We start from the raw sequence: 16,074 nt of genomic DNA, 5'->3' as shown, positions 1-16,074 counted from the left end.
ACTATAAACAGGCTCTATCACTACATTCCCTTTCTTATCAATGTATCCCCATTTACCGTTGATTTTAACTGCTGCCAGTCCTTCACTGAAACGCCTCGCATCCTCATAAACAGGCTGAATAACGATATTCTTGTTTCTGTCACAGAATCCCCATTTATTCCCCTTTCTGTATGGAATAAGAACTGTGGCATTTTCTTTTTTATTAGAAACAATATTTGGCTTAATATACTTAAAAAATATAAACCCAAAGGAAACAGCAATAACAACGAGGATTAATGGAAGAATAACTCTTAATAGTTTTTTTGAAGCACTTTTAGAATATTTTACTCTACTAATCCTATATCCACAGTACGAGCAGAATTCAGCCCCATCTGATATTTCTTTACCACAGTTTGGACAATAGATTTTTAGCCTCCTCTTTGCTTAGCCTCCTCTTTGCCGAAGTTGAAGGCAAGTTTATTCACTTTCAGTGCATCACCCTTGAAACTTTCCTCCATTACCTTAACAAGTGTATCTTCCTTTAATGGAAAGATGGGAAGGGTGGATACAGCGCCAAGCATAACCATATTTAATGATATAAGACTCCCAGCTTTTTTACTTAATTCAACTCCGTTAAAGACCACTACATTTTTTGATACCCTTTTTATATTCTCTATAAGTTTATCAACATCTGGATACGAGGATATTCCAAGGGAAACTGTAAATGGGACAACCTTTTCTGTGTTTATAACAAACCAGGTTTTACCTCCAGTTTTACCAATTACCCTAAAGGCTTCAGAGGGTTCAAGGGCGATTATTAAATCAGCGTCTCCTTCCTCCACAAGAGGACTATTTACATCACCAATTCTCATTTCAGAGATGACAACTCCACCTCTCTGAGCCATCCCATGAACTTCACTCATAACAACATTTTTTCCTTCAAATAAAGCAGATTCTCCAATTATCTTGGAGAGTTTAAGTATTCCCTGTCCACCAACACCTGAAATTACAATATTAAATGCATCTCTCATTTTCTCACCTCAATTGCATTGAATGGACACACATCGGCACACACTCCACAGCCATCACAGAGAACTTCATCTATCTTTACCTTTCCATCTTCATCAATAAATATTGCAGGACAAGCAAACTGATCTACGCAGATTCTACATTGTGTGCATTTATCCTGATTTATCTCATATGTTATCCACTTCCCCTCTTTCCTCATCCTTGCATCTCTTAGGAGTGAACACTCCCTTCTTGCCACAATGACAGATACACCCTCATGTTTCAATGCCTCATCAAACACCTTTTGTGTCTCCTTTAGATTGTATGGGTCAACAACCTTTACAAAATCAATACCTATCCCTTTTGCTATCTCCTCTATGCTCACCTTTGGTGCCTTCCTGCCCAATCCATCCACAGGGATTCCTGGGTGTGGCTGATGACCTGTCATTGCAGTTGTCTGGTTGTCAAGAACAAAGAGAACGAAGTGATTTTTGTTGTGCTGTGCGTTTATAAGTGCTGGAATTCCTGCATGGAAGAATGTTGAATCACCAATAAATGCAACAACAGGTTGATCTGTTGCTTTTGAAAATCCATTTGCAAGTCCTACACTTGCTCCCATGGATAGAATCATATCTGCAGTATTGAATGGTGGCTGAATTCCAAGGGTGTAGCATCCAATATCTGATGGGAAGATGGTGTCCTTTTTATGATACTTTCTTAAAACCTTATTAACTGAGAAGTAGGTTGCTCTGTGTGGACAACCTGGACAGAGGACAGGTGGGCGGGATGGAAGTGGAATATCCTCAACTTGAGGGGATTTCTTATCATCTTCAATATTTAAATGTTTAAACAGGAATTTTCTTACCCTATCTGGGTTGTATTCGTATAGTGGTGTAAAAATATCTCCATCCTTACCTATTATCTTTGTTTTAATTCCATACTTCTCCTTTATCAAGATAATGTCATTCTCCATCAATGGTTCAAGTTCCTCCACAACAAACACAACATCATAGTTCTTTATAAAGTCTTTAATCAAATTCTCTGGCAATGGGTGTGAAAAGCCAATACTTAAAATATCAATGGGAAGGTTGTATTTTCTTACCACATCTATCAAGTAGTTTGATGCAGCAGAGGACGTTATTGCCCCAAATTTTCCATTTTCAGATTTTAGAACAAAGTTAAATGGAGATTTTTCGCTTTCCTCTCTTATACCTTTTTGTTTTTCAATAAGTTCCTTATGAAGTCTTCTTGCATTCTGTGGAACTGGGACAAACTGACCTGGATTTTTTTCAAAGTATCCTTTATCCCTCTTTTTATCAATGGGTCCAAACTCAACAATCCCTCTCATGTGAGATATCCTTGTTGTTGTTCTAATCATCACAGGAATCTTGTGTTTCTCAGAGATTTCAAATGCATATTTTACCATTCTTCTTATCTCATCTGGGTTTCTTGGTTCAAGGAGTGGAATTTTTGAAAATCTTGCATATGTCCTATTATCCTGCTCATTCTGTGATGAATACATTGAAGGGTCATCTGCAGAAAGGACAATGAATCCTCCCCTAACACCTGTGTAAGCTGTGCTCATAAAGGAGTCTGCTGCCACATTAAGTCCCACATGTTTCATAAATACGATGCTTCTTAGACCACTAACACTTGCGGCATGTGCAACCTCCAGTGCAACCTTTTCATTTGTGGAGAATTCAAAGTAGATTCCAGCCTCCCTTGCTACTTTGAAGAGTGTGTTTCCTATCTCTGAAGATGGAGTCCCAGGGTATGTTGCTGCAATCCTTCCTCCTCCCTCAATAAACCCTCTTACAACCGCCTCATTCCCAAGAAGAAACATTTTCTTACCCGGTTTGTCAAGAATTATTTCTTCAATTCCCATCTTATCCTCCTTTTCTCTTTAAAACCAAAAGAATTATACCACTACAATAGGTAATATATCAATTTTGTTAATTTTTGTTGTCTATAAGTGGTAAAATAGAAAGATGAGGAAAATAAAAATTTTATTATTTGTTGTTCTTCTTCTCCTGTTGGGAAACATGCCTGCACCCTTCAGCATCGGTTCGTTCTCAACTTTGCCTATACCTGTTTCTAAGGTTCCACTGAAGATGGAGAGAGAGGAGGTTACACTTAAACTCTCATCGCAGGAGGTGAAGGGGAGTGTTATTTATGATATTTTAAATCCATACAAAGAGATAGAGGTTGGGTTTGTCTTTCCACTTCTTGGTGAAGGGATGTATTACTCAAAGAAAGATCTCCATATCTATTTTAATAATAAACCCATAGATTCAGAATTGATGACACTATCGCAGTTGAGAGAAGCTCTTGGAGATAAGTTCACCAAGTTTGAGAGGACAATTTCTCCTTCGGATAGAGTTTTTATTGATCCTTTAAAGGATACTCCCTATAAGTCAAAGTATTTAGATCTATACAATCTCTCAGAGGAGAGATACTCCTTCTTTTTCTTTAAAATCCACTTTAAGGAGAATGAGGAGGGTATTTTAAGGGTAGAATTTAAGGATTTCCCAGGATTTGATAGAAAATTATATCCCAAGGAGATATATCATTACTATTATATAGTAAATGTTAAAGATTACTACAATGAGTTTAAAAATATAACCATAAATATAATTTATCCAAAAGATTATGTGGTTTCCACCCGTCCAGATGGAGGGGAGGAAAGTATGGATGGTTTTAAGAAAAGGAGCATATTTATAGAGGATCCAGAGAAGAACCTCTCCATCTCCTATATGGAAGATAGACTCTCCTCTTTGAGCATATATTTATACAGGAAATTTCCTTTTCTATACAGTTCCTACTTCTGGTTTTTCCTGTTCATCATACTATTCTTTGCTGCAATTATTACTACTATCTCTTTATTGTGGTTAAAATTATTAAAAAACAGAAAATAAAAAGCCCCCAAGGAGGTGGGGAGAAACGGGGGCTTTTAACGGAGTATCTTTTTAATTTTACACCTTTTTAAAGATAAGTGATGTATTTACACCACCAAAACCAAAGGAGTTGGAAAGAGCATATCTTATATTCTTTTCTCTCCCAACATTTGGAACATAGTCAAGATCACAATCTGGGTCCTTCTCCTCATAGTTTATTGTTGGATGAATGAACCCTTCCTTAATCATAAGGAGAGTTGCTACTGCTTCTGCTGCCCCTGCTGCTCCAAGAAGGTGTCCTATCATTGATTTTGTTGAAGATACAGGGATGCTGTAAGCTCTATCACCAAAAACAGCTTTTATTGCCTCTGTTTCAATCTTGTCATTAAGGGGAGTTGATGTTCCATGGGCATTTATGTAATCCACCTCATCTATTGGAACATTCCCCTTTTTAAGAGCAAACTCCATAACCTTTTTCCTTGCATCTCCATCTGGTTCTGGTGCAGTTACATGATAGGCATCATCTGTTTGAGCAAAGGATACAACCTCTCCATATATCTTTGCTCCCCTCTTTTTTGCATGTTCGTACTCCTCAAGAACCAAAATTCCTGCACCTTCACCCATAACAAATCCATCTCTGTTTTTGTCAAATGGACGGGAAGCTTTTTCTGGTTCATCGTTTCTTGTGGATAATGCCCTTGCTGCTGCAAAACCTGCAACTCCTATTGGAGTTATGGCAGCTTCACTTCCTCCAGCAAAGATAACATCTGCATCTCCTCTCTTTATTACCTCCATTGCCTCGCCTATTGCAGTTGCTCCAGACGCACATGCAGTAACAGGACATGATGCATATCCTTTAAGTCCAAGTTTCATTGATACCCATGCAGTTGCCATGTTTGGTATCATCTTTGCAGTTAAAAATGGAGATACCCTTGAGGGACCTTTAGCAACCATCTTTCTTATCTCTTCTTCAAGGGTTATAATTCCACCAATTCCAGAGGCAACGATTGTTCCAATTCTGTATGGGTCTTCCTTGTCTATTTCAAGTCCTGAATCTTTATATGCAAGTAGGCTTGCTGCAATGGCGAATTGAGCAAATCTATCAATTCTTCTTATTTCTCCCACTTTAAACTCTGGTGCAAACTTCCTCAAATCAAAATCCTTGACCTCTCCTGCAATTTGGGATGAAATTTCTGATGGGTCAAAAGCTTCTATCCTTCTTACCCCAGAAACCCCTTTAAATAGATTCTCTTTGTATTCTTCAAGTGTCATCCCGATGGGACTGATAATCCCCATCCCTGTAACAACAACTCTTCTCTCCATTTATTTCACCTTCTCCATTATATAATCAATGGCAGATTTTACCGTTGTAAGTTTTCCGATATCCTCATCAGGCACACTAATATCAAACTCCTCCTCTATTCCAGCCACTACATCCATTATCCCAAGAGAATCAAGCCCAAGATCATCAATAAACTTGTCCTCTTCCTTAAACTCGTTGATTCCTGTTCTCTCCTCAAAAATTGTCTTAAATTTCTCTAAAACCTCTTCTCTCTTCATACTTACCTCCTTTTAAATTTGAAATCCAAGAGATAAACCACCATCAATTAAAAAGACCTGACCGGTCATATAACTTGATTCATCTGAGGCAAGAAATGTTACAAGGTGTGAAACCTCCTTGGGTTTTCCAAACCTTCCAAGTGGGATATTTTTTAGTATTTTCTCCTTTATCTCATCTGGAAGCCCATCTGTCATGTCTGTTTCAATAAAACCTGGAGCTATAACATTTACCCTTATGTTTCTTGATGCAACCTCCTTTGCAAGGGATTTTGAGAATCCAATAATGCCAGCTTTACTTGCAGAGTAGTTTGTTTGCCCCTTGTTGCCAAAGATACCAACGATAGAGGAGATGTTTATTATAGAGCCACTCCTTCTTCTAAGCATGTAGGGGATGACCTCCTTTGTCATAAGGAATGTTCCAATGAGATTAACATCAATAACTTCTCTAAAGTCATTTTCTGTAAGTCTTATCACTAAATTGTCCTTTGTTATACCCGCATTGTTTACAAGGACATCTATCCTCCCAAACTCTTTTATAAAGTCTCTAACCATACCCTGAACATCCCTTCTTCTTGATACATCACCCTTTAAAAGTAAAACCTTTCTGTTAAACCTCTCCTCTATCTCTCTTTTTAATTGTTCTGCCTCTTTCTTACTTTTTCTAAAATTTATGCCAATGTCAAATCCTTTTTCTGATAGTGAAAGAGATATATCTCTTCCAATACCCCTTGCCCCGCCTGTTATTAGTGCTGTTTTAGACTCTCTCATATCTCTCTTCACTTATCATACTCTCTACATTTTTAAACTCTAAACCTGGAAAATCCCTTTTACCCATGTTTGTAAGTGTTTTTCCAGGACCTACCTCAATAAATTCATCTACTCCAAGCTCATTCAATTTTTCAACTGTCTGGAGCCATCTTACAGGTTTTGTTATCTGCGAAATTAAAACTTCCCTTATTTTTTCCTCATCCTCTATTGGTTCTGCCATAACACTTGAAACATAGGTGATGGATGGTTTTCTAAATTTAACTCTATTTAGAAAACTTGAAAATTCTTCCTCCGCTTTTTTCATAAGGGGAGAGTGGAAAGGAAGAGATGTCTTTAAAGGTATAAACCTACCTTTCCTTTCTTTAACAGCTTTTGCAATTTCCTTAAGTATTCTCTCCTCACCAGAAACCACAATCTGTGATTTTGAGTTGTATCCTGATATTGCCACCACACCTTCTTTACTGAATTTCTCAACCAACTCCTTTACCTCTTCAACTGGAATTCTAACTATTGCAGCTTGGCCTCCCTTTATCTTTCCATAGAACTTCTTCATTGTTCTTGCCCTCTCTCTCACAAGAATTAGAGCTTCTTCAAATAATAATACACCTGCAGAGAGAAGAGCGCTGTACTCACCCAATGAATGACCTGCAACAAAATTAGGTCTTACATTGTTTTTTTCAAGGTACTTAAACCAGAGGAAACTTGTGGATAGAACAGAAACCTGAGTGTTCTCTGTATCCTTCAACTCCTCTTCAGGAGCATCCAATAGAAGATAGGATATATCCATACCTATCATACTCTCAGCCTCTTTTATGTACTCCCTACCTTCAGGAAAAATGGATAAAATTTTAGCTCCCATTCCAGAGTATTGTGAACCCTGTCCTGGAAAAATAAATGCTCTCATAACTACCTCCTTAACTCCTTTTCTTTTTTAATAGCAGCAATTATATCCCCCTCTCCAGCAATTTCTCCTTTTACTCTTGCAACCCCATGAATTTTTGCTATATTTCTCCTCTTCCATACAACATTTACCTCCAGTTCAAGGGTGTCTCCGGGAAAGACAGGTTTTTTAAAGGAAAATCTTTCGATCTTACCAAGTATTGGAAGTTCCTCTCCCTCCATAAGACATATGGCTCCAAGCTGTGCTATGGATTCTACAGTTAAAACTCCTGGCATTATTGGATAGTCTGGGAAATGACCTTTAAACCATGGTTCATCCATTCTTACCCTTTTAACACCCTTTGCCATCTCCCCCTTCTCTATGAATGTAACTTCATCTACAAGAAGAAATGGATCTCTATGGGGAATTATCTTTTTAATTTCCTCCTTTTTCATCTCTTCCTCCATATAATTAGTGTTATAAGAATGGAAATTCCTGCAATGATCATGAAGGGAAGAATACTCCCTTTTCTTTCCCTTCTTTTTTCAATTATCTTTGAAAGCACAGTTCCTGAAATTGATGGAACCTCTGGTAGTTCAAGTCTCCTTAAATCATTTCTTATGACCCTATACTCCTCCATCTTCTTCCTCCAGAATCCTTTTAAGTAGATTCCTTGCTCTAAAGATTCTCACCTTTACAAGACTCATTGGTATATTCAGTATCTCCTTTATTTCTTTGTAAGAAAGCCCCTCTATATCTCTTAATATTATTATCTCCCTCATCTTTTCTGGGAGTTTATTTAAAGCTCTCTTTACCCTCTCCTCCCTCTCCTTTTTAATTACATATGAATCCAGAGAGAGGGTTTCTTCCCTTTGCCTTTCCATAAGCTCTTTTTCTCTTCTCATCTTCTTTATTCTTTTAAAGCATAGGTTTCTTGCAATTCGCCTTAACCAGAATTTAAAGTCTTCCTCTCTTCTCAATGTCTTTATGTTTGTGTATGCCTTAAGGAATGTTTCCTGTGTCATATCAAGAGCTTCCTCCCTATCACCAATGAGAAAGTAGGAGTATTCAAATATCTCCCTTTCATACTTTTCCACAAGTATTGCAAAGGCACTGACCTCTCCTTTTTTAACTCTTCCAACAAGTTCTTTGTCATCCATTACAATAGACCCTTTAAAAATTATTTTGTTACTAAACTAATATTATATTCTTATGAATATATAGTAAAATTAAAAAACATGAGAGAAAACTTAAAGATATTCAAAACTCTAAACACAGTTTATTCTCAGCTCATAAAACTTGAAGATACGGGTATTGTAGAATCAAAAGAGTAAAAGGAAATATTAAAACTAATTTTGGAGGTGAAAGATGTTTAAAAAACTTAGATGCCGTTGTGAAATTGTGAAGAATTTCAGTCCATCATGGTTTGCATCTGTTATGGGAACTGGAATTGTTGCCATAACAAGTCGCTTTTATTCAACATACATCCCTTTTCTTAAAGGATTCTCTGTTTTTCTACTCTACTTCAATATTCTCCTCTTCTTTATCCTTCTTGTTCCATGGATTCTTCGCTGGTTTATGTTCAAAAAGAATGCCCTTGTTGATCTTGAGCATCCAGTTTTGTCCAACTTCTATCCAACAATATCCATAGCTCTCCTGGTTCTCTCTTCAGATTTTATCCTTATAGGAAAAAATATATCTATGGCAAGAATTCTCTGGATTATTGGAGCCATCTTTACAATATTTTTCTCAATACTTGTTCCATTTATAATGTTTAAATCAGAAAGTGTGAAGCTTGATCACATCAATCCTGGATGGTTTATCCCTCCTGTTGGATTGATAGTTATCCCCATTGCAGGAAGTATCCTTATAAACTCATTTCAGGGTGTAGCCAGAGAACTTGTAATTTTTATAAACTATTTCAGCTTTGGTTCTGGCTTCTTCATATATGTTGCTCTCCTTGCAGTATGTATGTATAGATTTATTCTTCACCATCCTCTTCCAAATGTTCTTGCACCTACAATATGGATAAATCTTGGTCCCATCGGAGCAGGTACCCTTGCCTTTGTCAATCTCATCAAGAATTCGCCATTTATACAGAATAAGGCTACAATCCTTTCACTATCAACGATTTTCTGGGGTTTTGGAATCTGGTGGGTCCTTATGGCAATAACCATGACTATCTATTATATAAGAAAGGTGAAGTTGCCCTATGCACTTACATGGTGGGCATTTATATTCCCTCTGGGAGCATATACTGGAGCAACCCATGTTGTATCAATGTTGACTGGCATTAAGATTATTGATCATATTGGATTCACCCTCTATCTTTTACTTCTGTTTATGTGGACAATAACTTTAATTACTACAGCTATAAAGACCTATGAAGGGACAACATTTTTAAGATAATTTAATCAATGATTTTTATTATTATCTCTCCTTTTCTTTTATAATTTCAGCTACAACGCTTATTGCTATCTCCTCTGGAGTTCTTGCCTTTATTGGAACTCCCAAGGGTGCATGAATGGCATTAATTCTTTCTTCTGAAATTCCATCCTTTCTAAGCCATCCCTTTATTTTTTCAGTCTTTGCTTTGCTTGCTATCATTCCAATAAAGTATGGTATTTTATCCCTCTTTAATATCTCCCTCAAAATTTTGTAATCCATTTCATGAGATCTTGTAACTAAAATTACAAAATCTCTTCCTTTAATTTCAAAGGAGGATGCAAAATGTATCGGGTCTTCTTTTATAACTTCTGCCTTTGGAAACCTCTCCTTTGTTGCAAATTCCTCCCTATCTTCAACAACTATGAGATTAAAGGGCAGTAGGGATAATACCTTGTATATGGCAAGCCCCACATGACCACCACCAAATATTATTACTCTATCCATAATACCTATAACATCCACAAATGCCACCACATTTCCCCCACAACTCATCCCTATATCCTTTAGTTGAGTTTTATATAAAATTCTTTTTTGAGATTCAATTGCCTTTACCGCCTTTTTAATTAAAATATGTTCCAAACTTCCTCCACCAACAGTTCCAATGGATTCACCGTCCCTTGTAACAAGCATTTTAAATCCCGGTTTTCCCGGTGCAGAACCCTCTGCCTCAATTATTGTTACAATGGAGAAAACTTCACCCTTTTTAAGGAGTTCATTTGCCTTTTCAAATATTTCCTTATCATGCATTGTGTCTCTCCTTTTCCCTTAAATAATCATCATATGTATCCATATCTCTTACAACATCAGGGTCTTCTGTTTCAAGGTCAAGAACCATGTTTTTATTTCTTTCATCATAGATTATTTTTCTTAATCCCTCTTTTCTTGGAGAGAGGGAGAGGATTTTTTCTTTAAGAGAGAGGCTTACAAAGGTTGGATGCCCTCTCTCGCCTTTAAAACATGCAACAATTATTGGATAGTCTCCCATCTTTGCCCTTTCAACTACCTTCTCCACAGTCTCTTTCTTTACAAAGGGTTGATCCCCAAGAAAGAGGAGAAAACCATAGAAATCATCTGGAATTCTTTTTACTGCTTCCTGAATTGATGAAAGCATCCCCTCCTTATATCTATTATTTATAACCACCTCGGTTTTCTCTGAAAGGTGTTTTTTAATTCCCGAAAATACCTCTTCGTGTTTGTATCCAAGAACTATGTAAATTTTTTCAAGGGATGTCTCTTTAAGTGTGTCAATTATTGTTCCAAGAACTGTGGAGTTTTTCCATGGAAGAAGTTGCTTAAGTCTTCCCATTCTTCTTCCTTCACCTGCTGCTATTACAATTCCTGCTAATTTCATAATTCACCCCCTTTTCCAAAGGAACAAAATGGAAAATTACAATTCTCACAATTCATACAAAGTCCACCATTTGCAAGTTCAACAACCTTCTTTCTTGTTATTTTCTCTCCAGCAAGAATTCTTGGTAAAAATACATCAAAAGAGGTTATTCTATTTGTTAAAGCACCAGCAGGTATTCCAACTATTGGAACATCATTTCTGTATGCAATGGTAAGCATAGCTGCAGGAGACATTGGAACACCTCTAACAGCTATTTTTCCAACATTTGATATTGCTCTTGCTGTAAAATCATCTGGTGACAAACCACCAGTTACAATAACGAGCTCTCTACTAAGGGAGATTTCTTCAAGGATTGCATCTTCTATCTCACCTATTTCATCTTTAACAATAAGTTGCTCACACATGCAAACTCCATAATCTTCCAATTTTTCTCTAATTAATGGACCAAAGGCATCCTTTACTCTTCCTGAAACTATTTCATTGCCCACAGTGACAACGCCAGCGGTTTTAATTTTATATGGAATGACATCCATTATTGGACCGCCAAGAATTAAATCCTCAAATCTTTTTAGTTTCTCTTCTTTTATAAACAGGGGAACAATCTTTATCTTTGTAACCCTCATCCCTTTCTTTACAGGTGTGTTTGATGGAATTGTAGCTATAACAATTTCTTCTATTGTGAGCCCCTGTTTCAATAATTTGACTTTAACCTTAAACAGACCATCTATCTTTGAGTATCCTTCAATCCATGCCTCTCCTGGTTTTTTTAATTCAATGTTTTCTCCAGTTGCTCTCTCTGCAATAAATAGGGCTGCGTCATCCTCATGAATTTCATTTTCATCAAGGGATAGAATCATAACCTTTTCTTTTCCTATCTTCAGTAAAAGAGGTATATCCTCCCTTTTAATTCTATGTCCCTTCCTTAGAACAGCTCCCTTTGATTTGAAAGGAACGATGCCTGTTAAATCATGAGCAAGAATAAGCCCTTCAGAGTCTTCAACCTTTACCCATTCTATCTTTGCCATAAGATAATTATAACATCATCTTATATAGATGGGATTTGAATATATCCATGGATTGAAATGAAGTCTGTGAAATCTATCTGTTTCAATCCTATAGACCCCAGGTTCTTTAACTTCATAAGAGATCTCTCTTCCAAAAACTTCCTTTACCTTCTTCCCATCCTTTATAATTCTAATTTTTGCTTTAAGAGGTGTTTTTGCAATTAGCTTTATCCCATCTCTAAATTTAATTTCGTCTCCCATTATATAATTTTTATCCCCCACTTCTGTCCAGAACATAAAACCCTTTCCTGACCCTAAGTAGTTGTGAGATACATAAACATGCCCCTTTCTCATGGCTTCGTACATAGATTGAGGAGATATTTTATCTTCACACAAAACATGGGTTCTTATTGAATTGAAGTAGTATATAAATGGGAATGTCTCTATCTTTCTCTTTCCAAATCTTAAGTAAACAAAATGTGCATCCACTGTGCCTATACCCACAGTTTTTCTTTTTAAGGTTAGTTCATCCCATTTCCTTATTGTTTTTTCATTGGGTCTATCCCTGTCAAGACCGGGAAAGAAATAGAAGATAACCATAAGAAGAGGAGTCATCCTCTCACCACCATCGCATGTGTAATTGAAAATTGACATCCCTGTGTAATCTTTAACACCCCAATCAAGCCACTTCATCTTTACATTCCTCTTTATATATCTATTTCCCTCAAAGAATGGGTGTTCGATAAAGGATAACCCTCCCTGTTTATTCACCTCATCTATCATCTTCTGTGGATTTCTTGATGGGGGTATGAATTTTTCAATATCAAAGGCAAGAAGATGGTTTCCATCCTCTGGAGTTATCTCCTCACCAACAAGAAATAGAATACCATCATGGAATCCCTCAAAGTATTTTGCCTCTATTGAGTTATGATCAGTTATTATTACAAAATCAACATTAAATCTCTTTGCATAAGAGATAAGAGATTCTGGGGGAAGTTCGCTGTCCCCTGAGAAGGTTGTATGCACATGAACAACACCAGAATAATCGTAAAATTTTTTCACCGTTTTTGATTATACTACATCTTTCGTTTGCAGAAAAAATGCAACTCTGAGTGCCAGGCACCCGGAGTTGCAAGATTATTAATTTTCTTTTTTAAGATTTTTAGAATATATACTAACTTTCTTTAAATTAATAATGAACCTATCTGATAGATTAAAACTGCTACACCCCATCCAACGATTAGACTATAGATAACGGCAAATGCAGTCCATTTCCAACTGTTAGTTTCTCTAAAAATAACACCGATTGAAGCTATACATGGAATGTATAAAAGGCTCATTACCATAAATGAGTATGCTGAAAGTGGAGTGAACATTTTTGATAGTGCTATAGATAGATTCTCTTCTCCACCAAAGAGGGTTCCAAAAGTTCCAACAACAACTTCCTTTGCTATTATTCCAAAAAATAGCGCAACTGCTGCCTGCCAGAATGGAAATCCTGCTGGTTTGAGTAGAGGAGCAAAAAATTTCCCCAATCTTCCAATAAGTGTTGCTTCACTTGCATACTCAGCAGATTGAGGAATGCTTGCAAGAAGCCATATAAGAATAACACCAGCAAAGATTATTGTTCCTGCCTTCTTTAAAAATTCTCTACTTCTCTCCCATGTATGGATTGAGACAACCTTTAAACTTGGGAGCCTGTATGGTGGAAGTTCCATAACAAGGGGACTTACTGGTCCTTTAAGTTTTGGTATTGTGGATTTAAATAGTTTTGCAGATAAAATTGCGATTAAAATTCCAAGTGCATAGAGAGAGAAAACTATAAGTCCTTGATTCTTTTTAAAGAAAATTCCTGTGAAAAGGATGTAAACTGGGAGTCTTGCTGAACATGAAATGAAGGGATTTATTAGTATTGTAAGAAGCCTGTCCCTTTCATCTGAAATTGTTCTTGTTGACATAATTGCTGGAACATTACAACCAAATCCAAGTATCATTGGGATAAAGGATTTTCCCGGAAGACCAATTGCATGCATTGCTTTATCCATAATAAAAGCTGCTCTTGCCATATATCCCACATCTTCAAGGAAGGAGAGGAAGAGGAACATAATCATGATGTTTGGTAGAAATACAAGAACAGCACCCACTCCGCTTATAATTCCATCTCCAACAAGAGAGGCAAACCAATTGGGAGCACCACTTGATAAAAGCCAGGTAGAGGAAGATTCAGCAAGCCAACCAAAAAAAGTATCAATGTAGTCTGCAAAAAAGCCCCCAATTGTGAAGGTGAGCTGGAATGTAAGCCACATCATAAACGCAAAAATTGGTATTCCAAGCCATCTATTTGTTACGATCTTATCTATCTTATCTGAAACAGTGAGTTTTTCCTCTATTGTAGTAAGCTTTTTTACACATTGTTGAATAATTCCCTGTATAAATCCATATCTTTTTTCTATTATCTCTGTTTCTATATCAAATCCGAATTCCTTTTCAAGTCTTGAAGATTCCTGAAGTGCCGTTTTAACTACATTTTCATATCCTGCTTTCTTAACCTCTTCAATTATCCCACTATCTCCTTCAAGTAGTTTCAGACTAAGAAATCTCTTTGGATAGGGGGAGACTATACCATCAAGTTGTTCTTCAATCTTTCTTATAACCTCTTCTATTTCTTTCCCATAGTTAATTTTTACTGAACTTCCTTTTCTATCTTTCGCCTTTATTATAGCCTCCTTTAATTTATCCAATCCTGTCCCCTTTATTCCAGAGGTCATTACGACTGGAATCCCCAATAACTCTTCAATCCTTTTAGTATCAATTTTAATTTTTCTTTGTTCGATAATATCTGCCATATTTAAATCAAGAACTACATTTGCCCCAAGTTCAAGAAGAGATATTAAAAGATAAAGGTTTCTCTCAAGATTTGTTGAGTCCACAACACAAACTACAACATCTGGTTTTTCCTTTACAATGTAATCTCTTGCAATTCTTTCATCAATGGAGTATGCTGTAAGACTATAAGTTCCTGGAAGGTCTGTTACGATTATGTTGTATCCATTATATTCAAATTTCCCCTCTTTTTTCTCTACGGTTACACCAGGCCAGTTTCCCACATGAGCATGCCCCCCTGTAAGGGCATTAAAAATAGTTGATTTCCCAGAATTTGGGTTACCAGCCAATGCAACCCTAATTGTTTTTAATTTTTCAATTGTCTTCATGGTATCTCCTCCTTTGTTTTCAAAGGTTTAACTATGATTTTCATTGCCATACCTCTTCCTATGGCAATCCTTGTAGAATTGACGGCAAGTATTATTGGGCCAAATCCCTGATTTGATACAATGGACAATTTTACCCCTGGATATATTCCCATTTCAGATAGCCTTCTAATAAAACCTCTTCCACCTCTTAACTCAGCCACTTCAAATTCTTCACCAGGCCTACCAAATGCTAACGCCATCATATCTTCTCAACTACTATTTTTTCTGCCTCCTCTCTCCTTAGAGAGAGGTGATAGCCAAGTATTAAAATATCTATTGGATCACCCAATGGTGCAACCTTCTCCACTTTAACAACTGTCCCGGGTACTGCACCCATATCAAGAAGTTTTGTCTTTAAAGCACCAATTCCACTCTTAATTCTTAAAATCCTTCCCTCTTCTCCAACCTTTAACTCACTTAGATTTCTTTCCATTGTTTTTTTACCTCCTTTTTTACACTCTCTTTCAGGGAATTTTCCAGTCTTTACAAAATATCTAAAGTGTTCAAGCCATCTTGGTTTATCACTTACAGGATTTTTTTCCACAAACTCAATAAATTTTGTAAGGAGTTCTATGGTTTGTTTGTTGAGGTCATGCTCCATTTTATGTGCATCCTTTTCTGCTATCTCTTCCTCTATTCCAAGGATTTCATGTAAAAATTTGTATATTGTTTTGTGTCTTTCGTAAACTCTTTTTGCCTCTTTAATTCCCGCCTCGGTTAGAGCCACATAACCATATTTTTCATGATTTATAAGAGCTCTTTTGGATAATTCTTTCAATGCACTTACCACAGATGGAAGTTTTACATGTCTTCTTTTGGCAATATCTTTTATTCTTACAATCCCCTTCTCCTTACTCAATATAAAAATCTCAAGTAGATAGTCCTCAAGGCTCTCAGTTAATGAATATCCCATTTTTACCTCCCTTTGTGT

General features: G+C 36.6%; 19 protein-coding genes and 1 pseudogene. 3 read left to right on the top strand and 17 right to left on the bottom strand.

The features are described from left to right. On the top strand, window positions 1-276 hold a 276-nt coding region (locus J7J33_06125; GenBank protein MCD6168856.1), incomplete at its 5' end, for a hypothetical protein. Between the two features lie 51 nt (window positions 277-327). Here J7J33_06125 and J7J33_06120 read toward each other — a convergent pair. From J7J33_06120 to iorA, 3 genes and pseudogenes are all read right to left on the bottom strand, one after another. Continuing rightward, window positions 328-405 (bottom strand): annotated as a pseudogene (locus tag J7J33_06120) (zinc ribbon domain-containing protein). 2 nt (window positions 406-407) lie between these two features. Next, window positions 408-1,010, bottom strand: coding sequence for an indolepyruvate oxidoreductase subunit beta (locus J7J33_06115; protein ID MCD6168855.1), 603 nt, complete (start codon window positions 1,008-1,010; stop codon window positions 408-410). Beyond that, window positions 1,007-2,872 carry an indolepyruvate ferredoxin oxidoreductase subunit alpha gene (gene iorA, locus J7J33_06110; GenBank protein ID MCD6168854.1) on the bottom strand — a complete coding sequence of 622 codons (1,866 nt, stop codon included), beginning with the start codon at window positions 2,870-2,872 and terminating at the stop codon, window positions 1,007-1,009. The genes J7J33_06115 and iorA overlap by 4 nt, the downstream gene beginning before the upstream one ends. 103 nt (window positions 2,873-2,975) lie before the next feature. On the opposite strand from iorA, the gene J7J33_06105 reads away from it, so the two are divergent. Next, window positions 2,976-3,902: a hypothetical protein gene (locus tag J7J33_06105; GenBank protein MCD6168853.1), complete on the top strand. Its 927-nt coding sequence runs from the start codon at window positions 2,976-2,978 to the stop codon at window positions 3,900-3,902. Between the two features lie 57 nt (window positions 3,903-3,959). Here J7J33_06105 and fabF read toward each other — a convergent pair whose 3' ends face one another. Genes fabF through J7J33_06070 form a run of 7 tightly spaced genes read right to left on the bottom strand, consistent with a single transcriptional unit; the run spans window position 3,960 to window position 8,249 of the window. Continuing rightward, window positions 3,960-5,204: a beta-ketoacyl-ACP synthase II gene (fabF, locus tag J7J33_06100; GenBank protein MCD6168852.1), complete on the bottom strand. Its 1,245-nt coding sequence runs from the start codon at window positions 5,202-5,204 to the stop codon at window positions 3,960-3,962. Continuing rightward, window positions 5,205-5,441 (bottom strand): acyl carrier protein, encoded by a 237-nt coding sequence (locus J7J33_06095; GenBank protein ID MCD6168851.1) that lies wholly within the window; start codon window positions 5,439-5,441, stop codon window positions 5,205-5,207. It abuts the gene before it with no gap. 12 nt (window positions 5,442-5,453) lie between these two features. Further along, complete coding sequence (gene fabG, locus J7J33_06090; GenBank protein MCD6168850.1) at window positions 5,454-6,209, bottom strand: 3-oxoacyl-[acyl-carrier-protein] reductase; 756 nt, start codon at window positions 6,207-6,209, stop codon at window positions 5,454-5,456. After that, a complete protein-coding gene (gene fabD, locus J7J33_06085) occupies window positions 6,196-7,113 on the bottom strand; it encodes an ACP S-malonyltransferase (GenBank protein ID MCD6168849.1) in 918 nt (305 codons plus the stop codon). Before fabD ends, fabG begins: the two co-directional genes overlap by 14 nt. Window positions 7,114-7,115: 2 nt before the next feature. Beyond that, the gene (gene fabZ / locus J7J33_06080) at window positions 7,116-7,544 is read right to left on the bottom strand and encodes a 3-hydroxyacyl-ACP dehydratase FabZ (GenBank protein ID MCD6168848.1); all 429 of its coding nucleotides are present in this window, start codon (window positions 7,542-7,544) and stop codon (window positions 7,116-7,118) included. Further along, window positions 7,541-7,729, bottom strand: coding sequence for a hypothetical protein (locus J7J33_06075; protein ID MCD6168847.1), 189 nt, complete (start codon window positions 7,727-7,729; stop codon window positions 7,541-7,543). Before J7J33_06075 ends, fabZ begins: the two co-directional genes overlap by 4 nt. Beyond that, complete coding sequence (locus tag J7J33_06070; GenBank protein ID MCD6168846.1) at window positions 7,716-8,249, bottom strand: sigma-70 family RNA polymerase sigma factor; 534 nt, start codon at window positions 8,247-8,249, stop codon at window positions 7,716-7,718. The genes J7J33_06075 and J7J33_06070 overlap by 14 nt, the downstream gene beginning before the upstream one ends. Before the next feature lie 208 nt (window positions 8,250-8,457). Here J7J33_06070 and J7J33_06065 point away from each other — a divergent pair, with 208 nt between their 5' ends. Next, a complete protein-coding gene (locus J7J33_06065) occupies window positions 8,458-9,498 on the top strand; it encodes a C4-dicarboxylate ABC transporter (GenBank protein MCD6168845.1) in 1,041 nt (346 codons plus the stop codon). 21 nt (window positions 9,499-9,519) lie between these two features. Here J7J33_06065 and J7J33_06060 read toward each other — a convergent pair whose 3' ends face one another. From J7J33_06060 to J7J33_06030, 7 genes are all read right to left on the bottom strand, one after another. Next, a complete protein-coding gene (locus J7J33_06060) occupies window positions 9,520-10,284 on the bottom strand; it encodes an XdhC family protein (GenBank protein MCD6168844.1) in 765 nt (254 codons plus the stop codon). Further along, the gene (locus J7J33_06055) at window positions 10,277-10,888 is read right to left on the bottom strand and encodes a nucleotidyltransferase family protein (protein MCD6168843.1); all 612 of its coding nucleotides are present in this window, start codon (window positions 10,886-10,888) and stop codon (window positions 10,277-10,279) included. The genes J7J33_06060 and J7J33_06055 overlap by 8 nt, the downstream gene beginning before the upstream one ends. Then, a complete protein-coding gene (locus tag J7J33_06050; protein ID MCD6168842.1) occupies window positions 10,885-11,913 on the bottom strand; it encodes a molybdopterin-binding protein in 1,029 nt (342 codons plus the stop codon). The genes J7J33_06055 and J7J33_06050 overlap by 4 nt, the downstream gene beginning before the upstream one ends. 15 nt (window positions 11,914-11,928) lie before the next feature. Further along, window positions 11,929-12,954 carry a PHP domain-containing protein gene (locus J7J33_06045; GenBank protein MCD6168841.1) on the bottom strand — a complete coding sequence of 342 codons (1,026 nt, stop codon included), beginning with the start codon at window positions 12,952-12,954 and terminating at the stop codon, window positions 11,929-11,931. Window positions 12,955-13,076: 122 nt separating this feature from the next. After that, a complete protein-coding gene (gene feoB, locus J7J33_06040; GenBank protein ID MCD6168840.1) occupies window positions 13,077-15,104 on the bottom strand; it encodes a ferrous iron transport protein B in 2,028 nt (675 codons plus the stop codon). Further along, window positions 15,101-15,346 carry a ferrous iron transport protein A gene (locus J7J33_06035; GenBank protein ID MCD6168839.1) on the bottom strand — a complete coding sequence of 82 codons (246 nt, stop codon included), beginning with the start codon at window positions 15,344-15,346 and terminating at the stop codon, window positions 15,101-15,103. The genes feoB and J7J33_06035 overlap by 4 nt, the downstream gene beginning before the upstream one ends. After that, window positions 15,343-16,056, bottom strand: coding sequence for a metal-dependent transcriptional regulator (locus tag J7J33_06030; protein MCD6168838.1), 714 nt, complete (start codon window positions 16,054-16,056; stop codon window positions 15,343-15,345). Before J7J33_06030 ends, J7J33_06035 begins: the two co-directional genes overlap by 4 nt. Between the last annotated feature and the right edge of the window lie 18 nt (window positions 16,057-16,074).

Source organism: Caldisericia bacterium, assembly GCA_021158845.1.
GTDB lineage: Bacteria > Caldisericota > Caldisericia > B22-G15 > B22-G15 > B22-G15.
The sequence above is the reverse complement of the archived record's forward strand: the minus strand, read 5'-3'. Positions and strand labels throughout refer to the sequence as shown.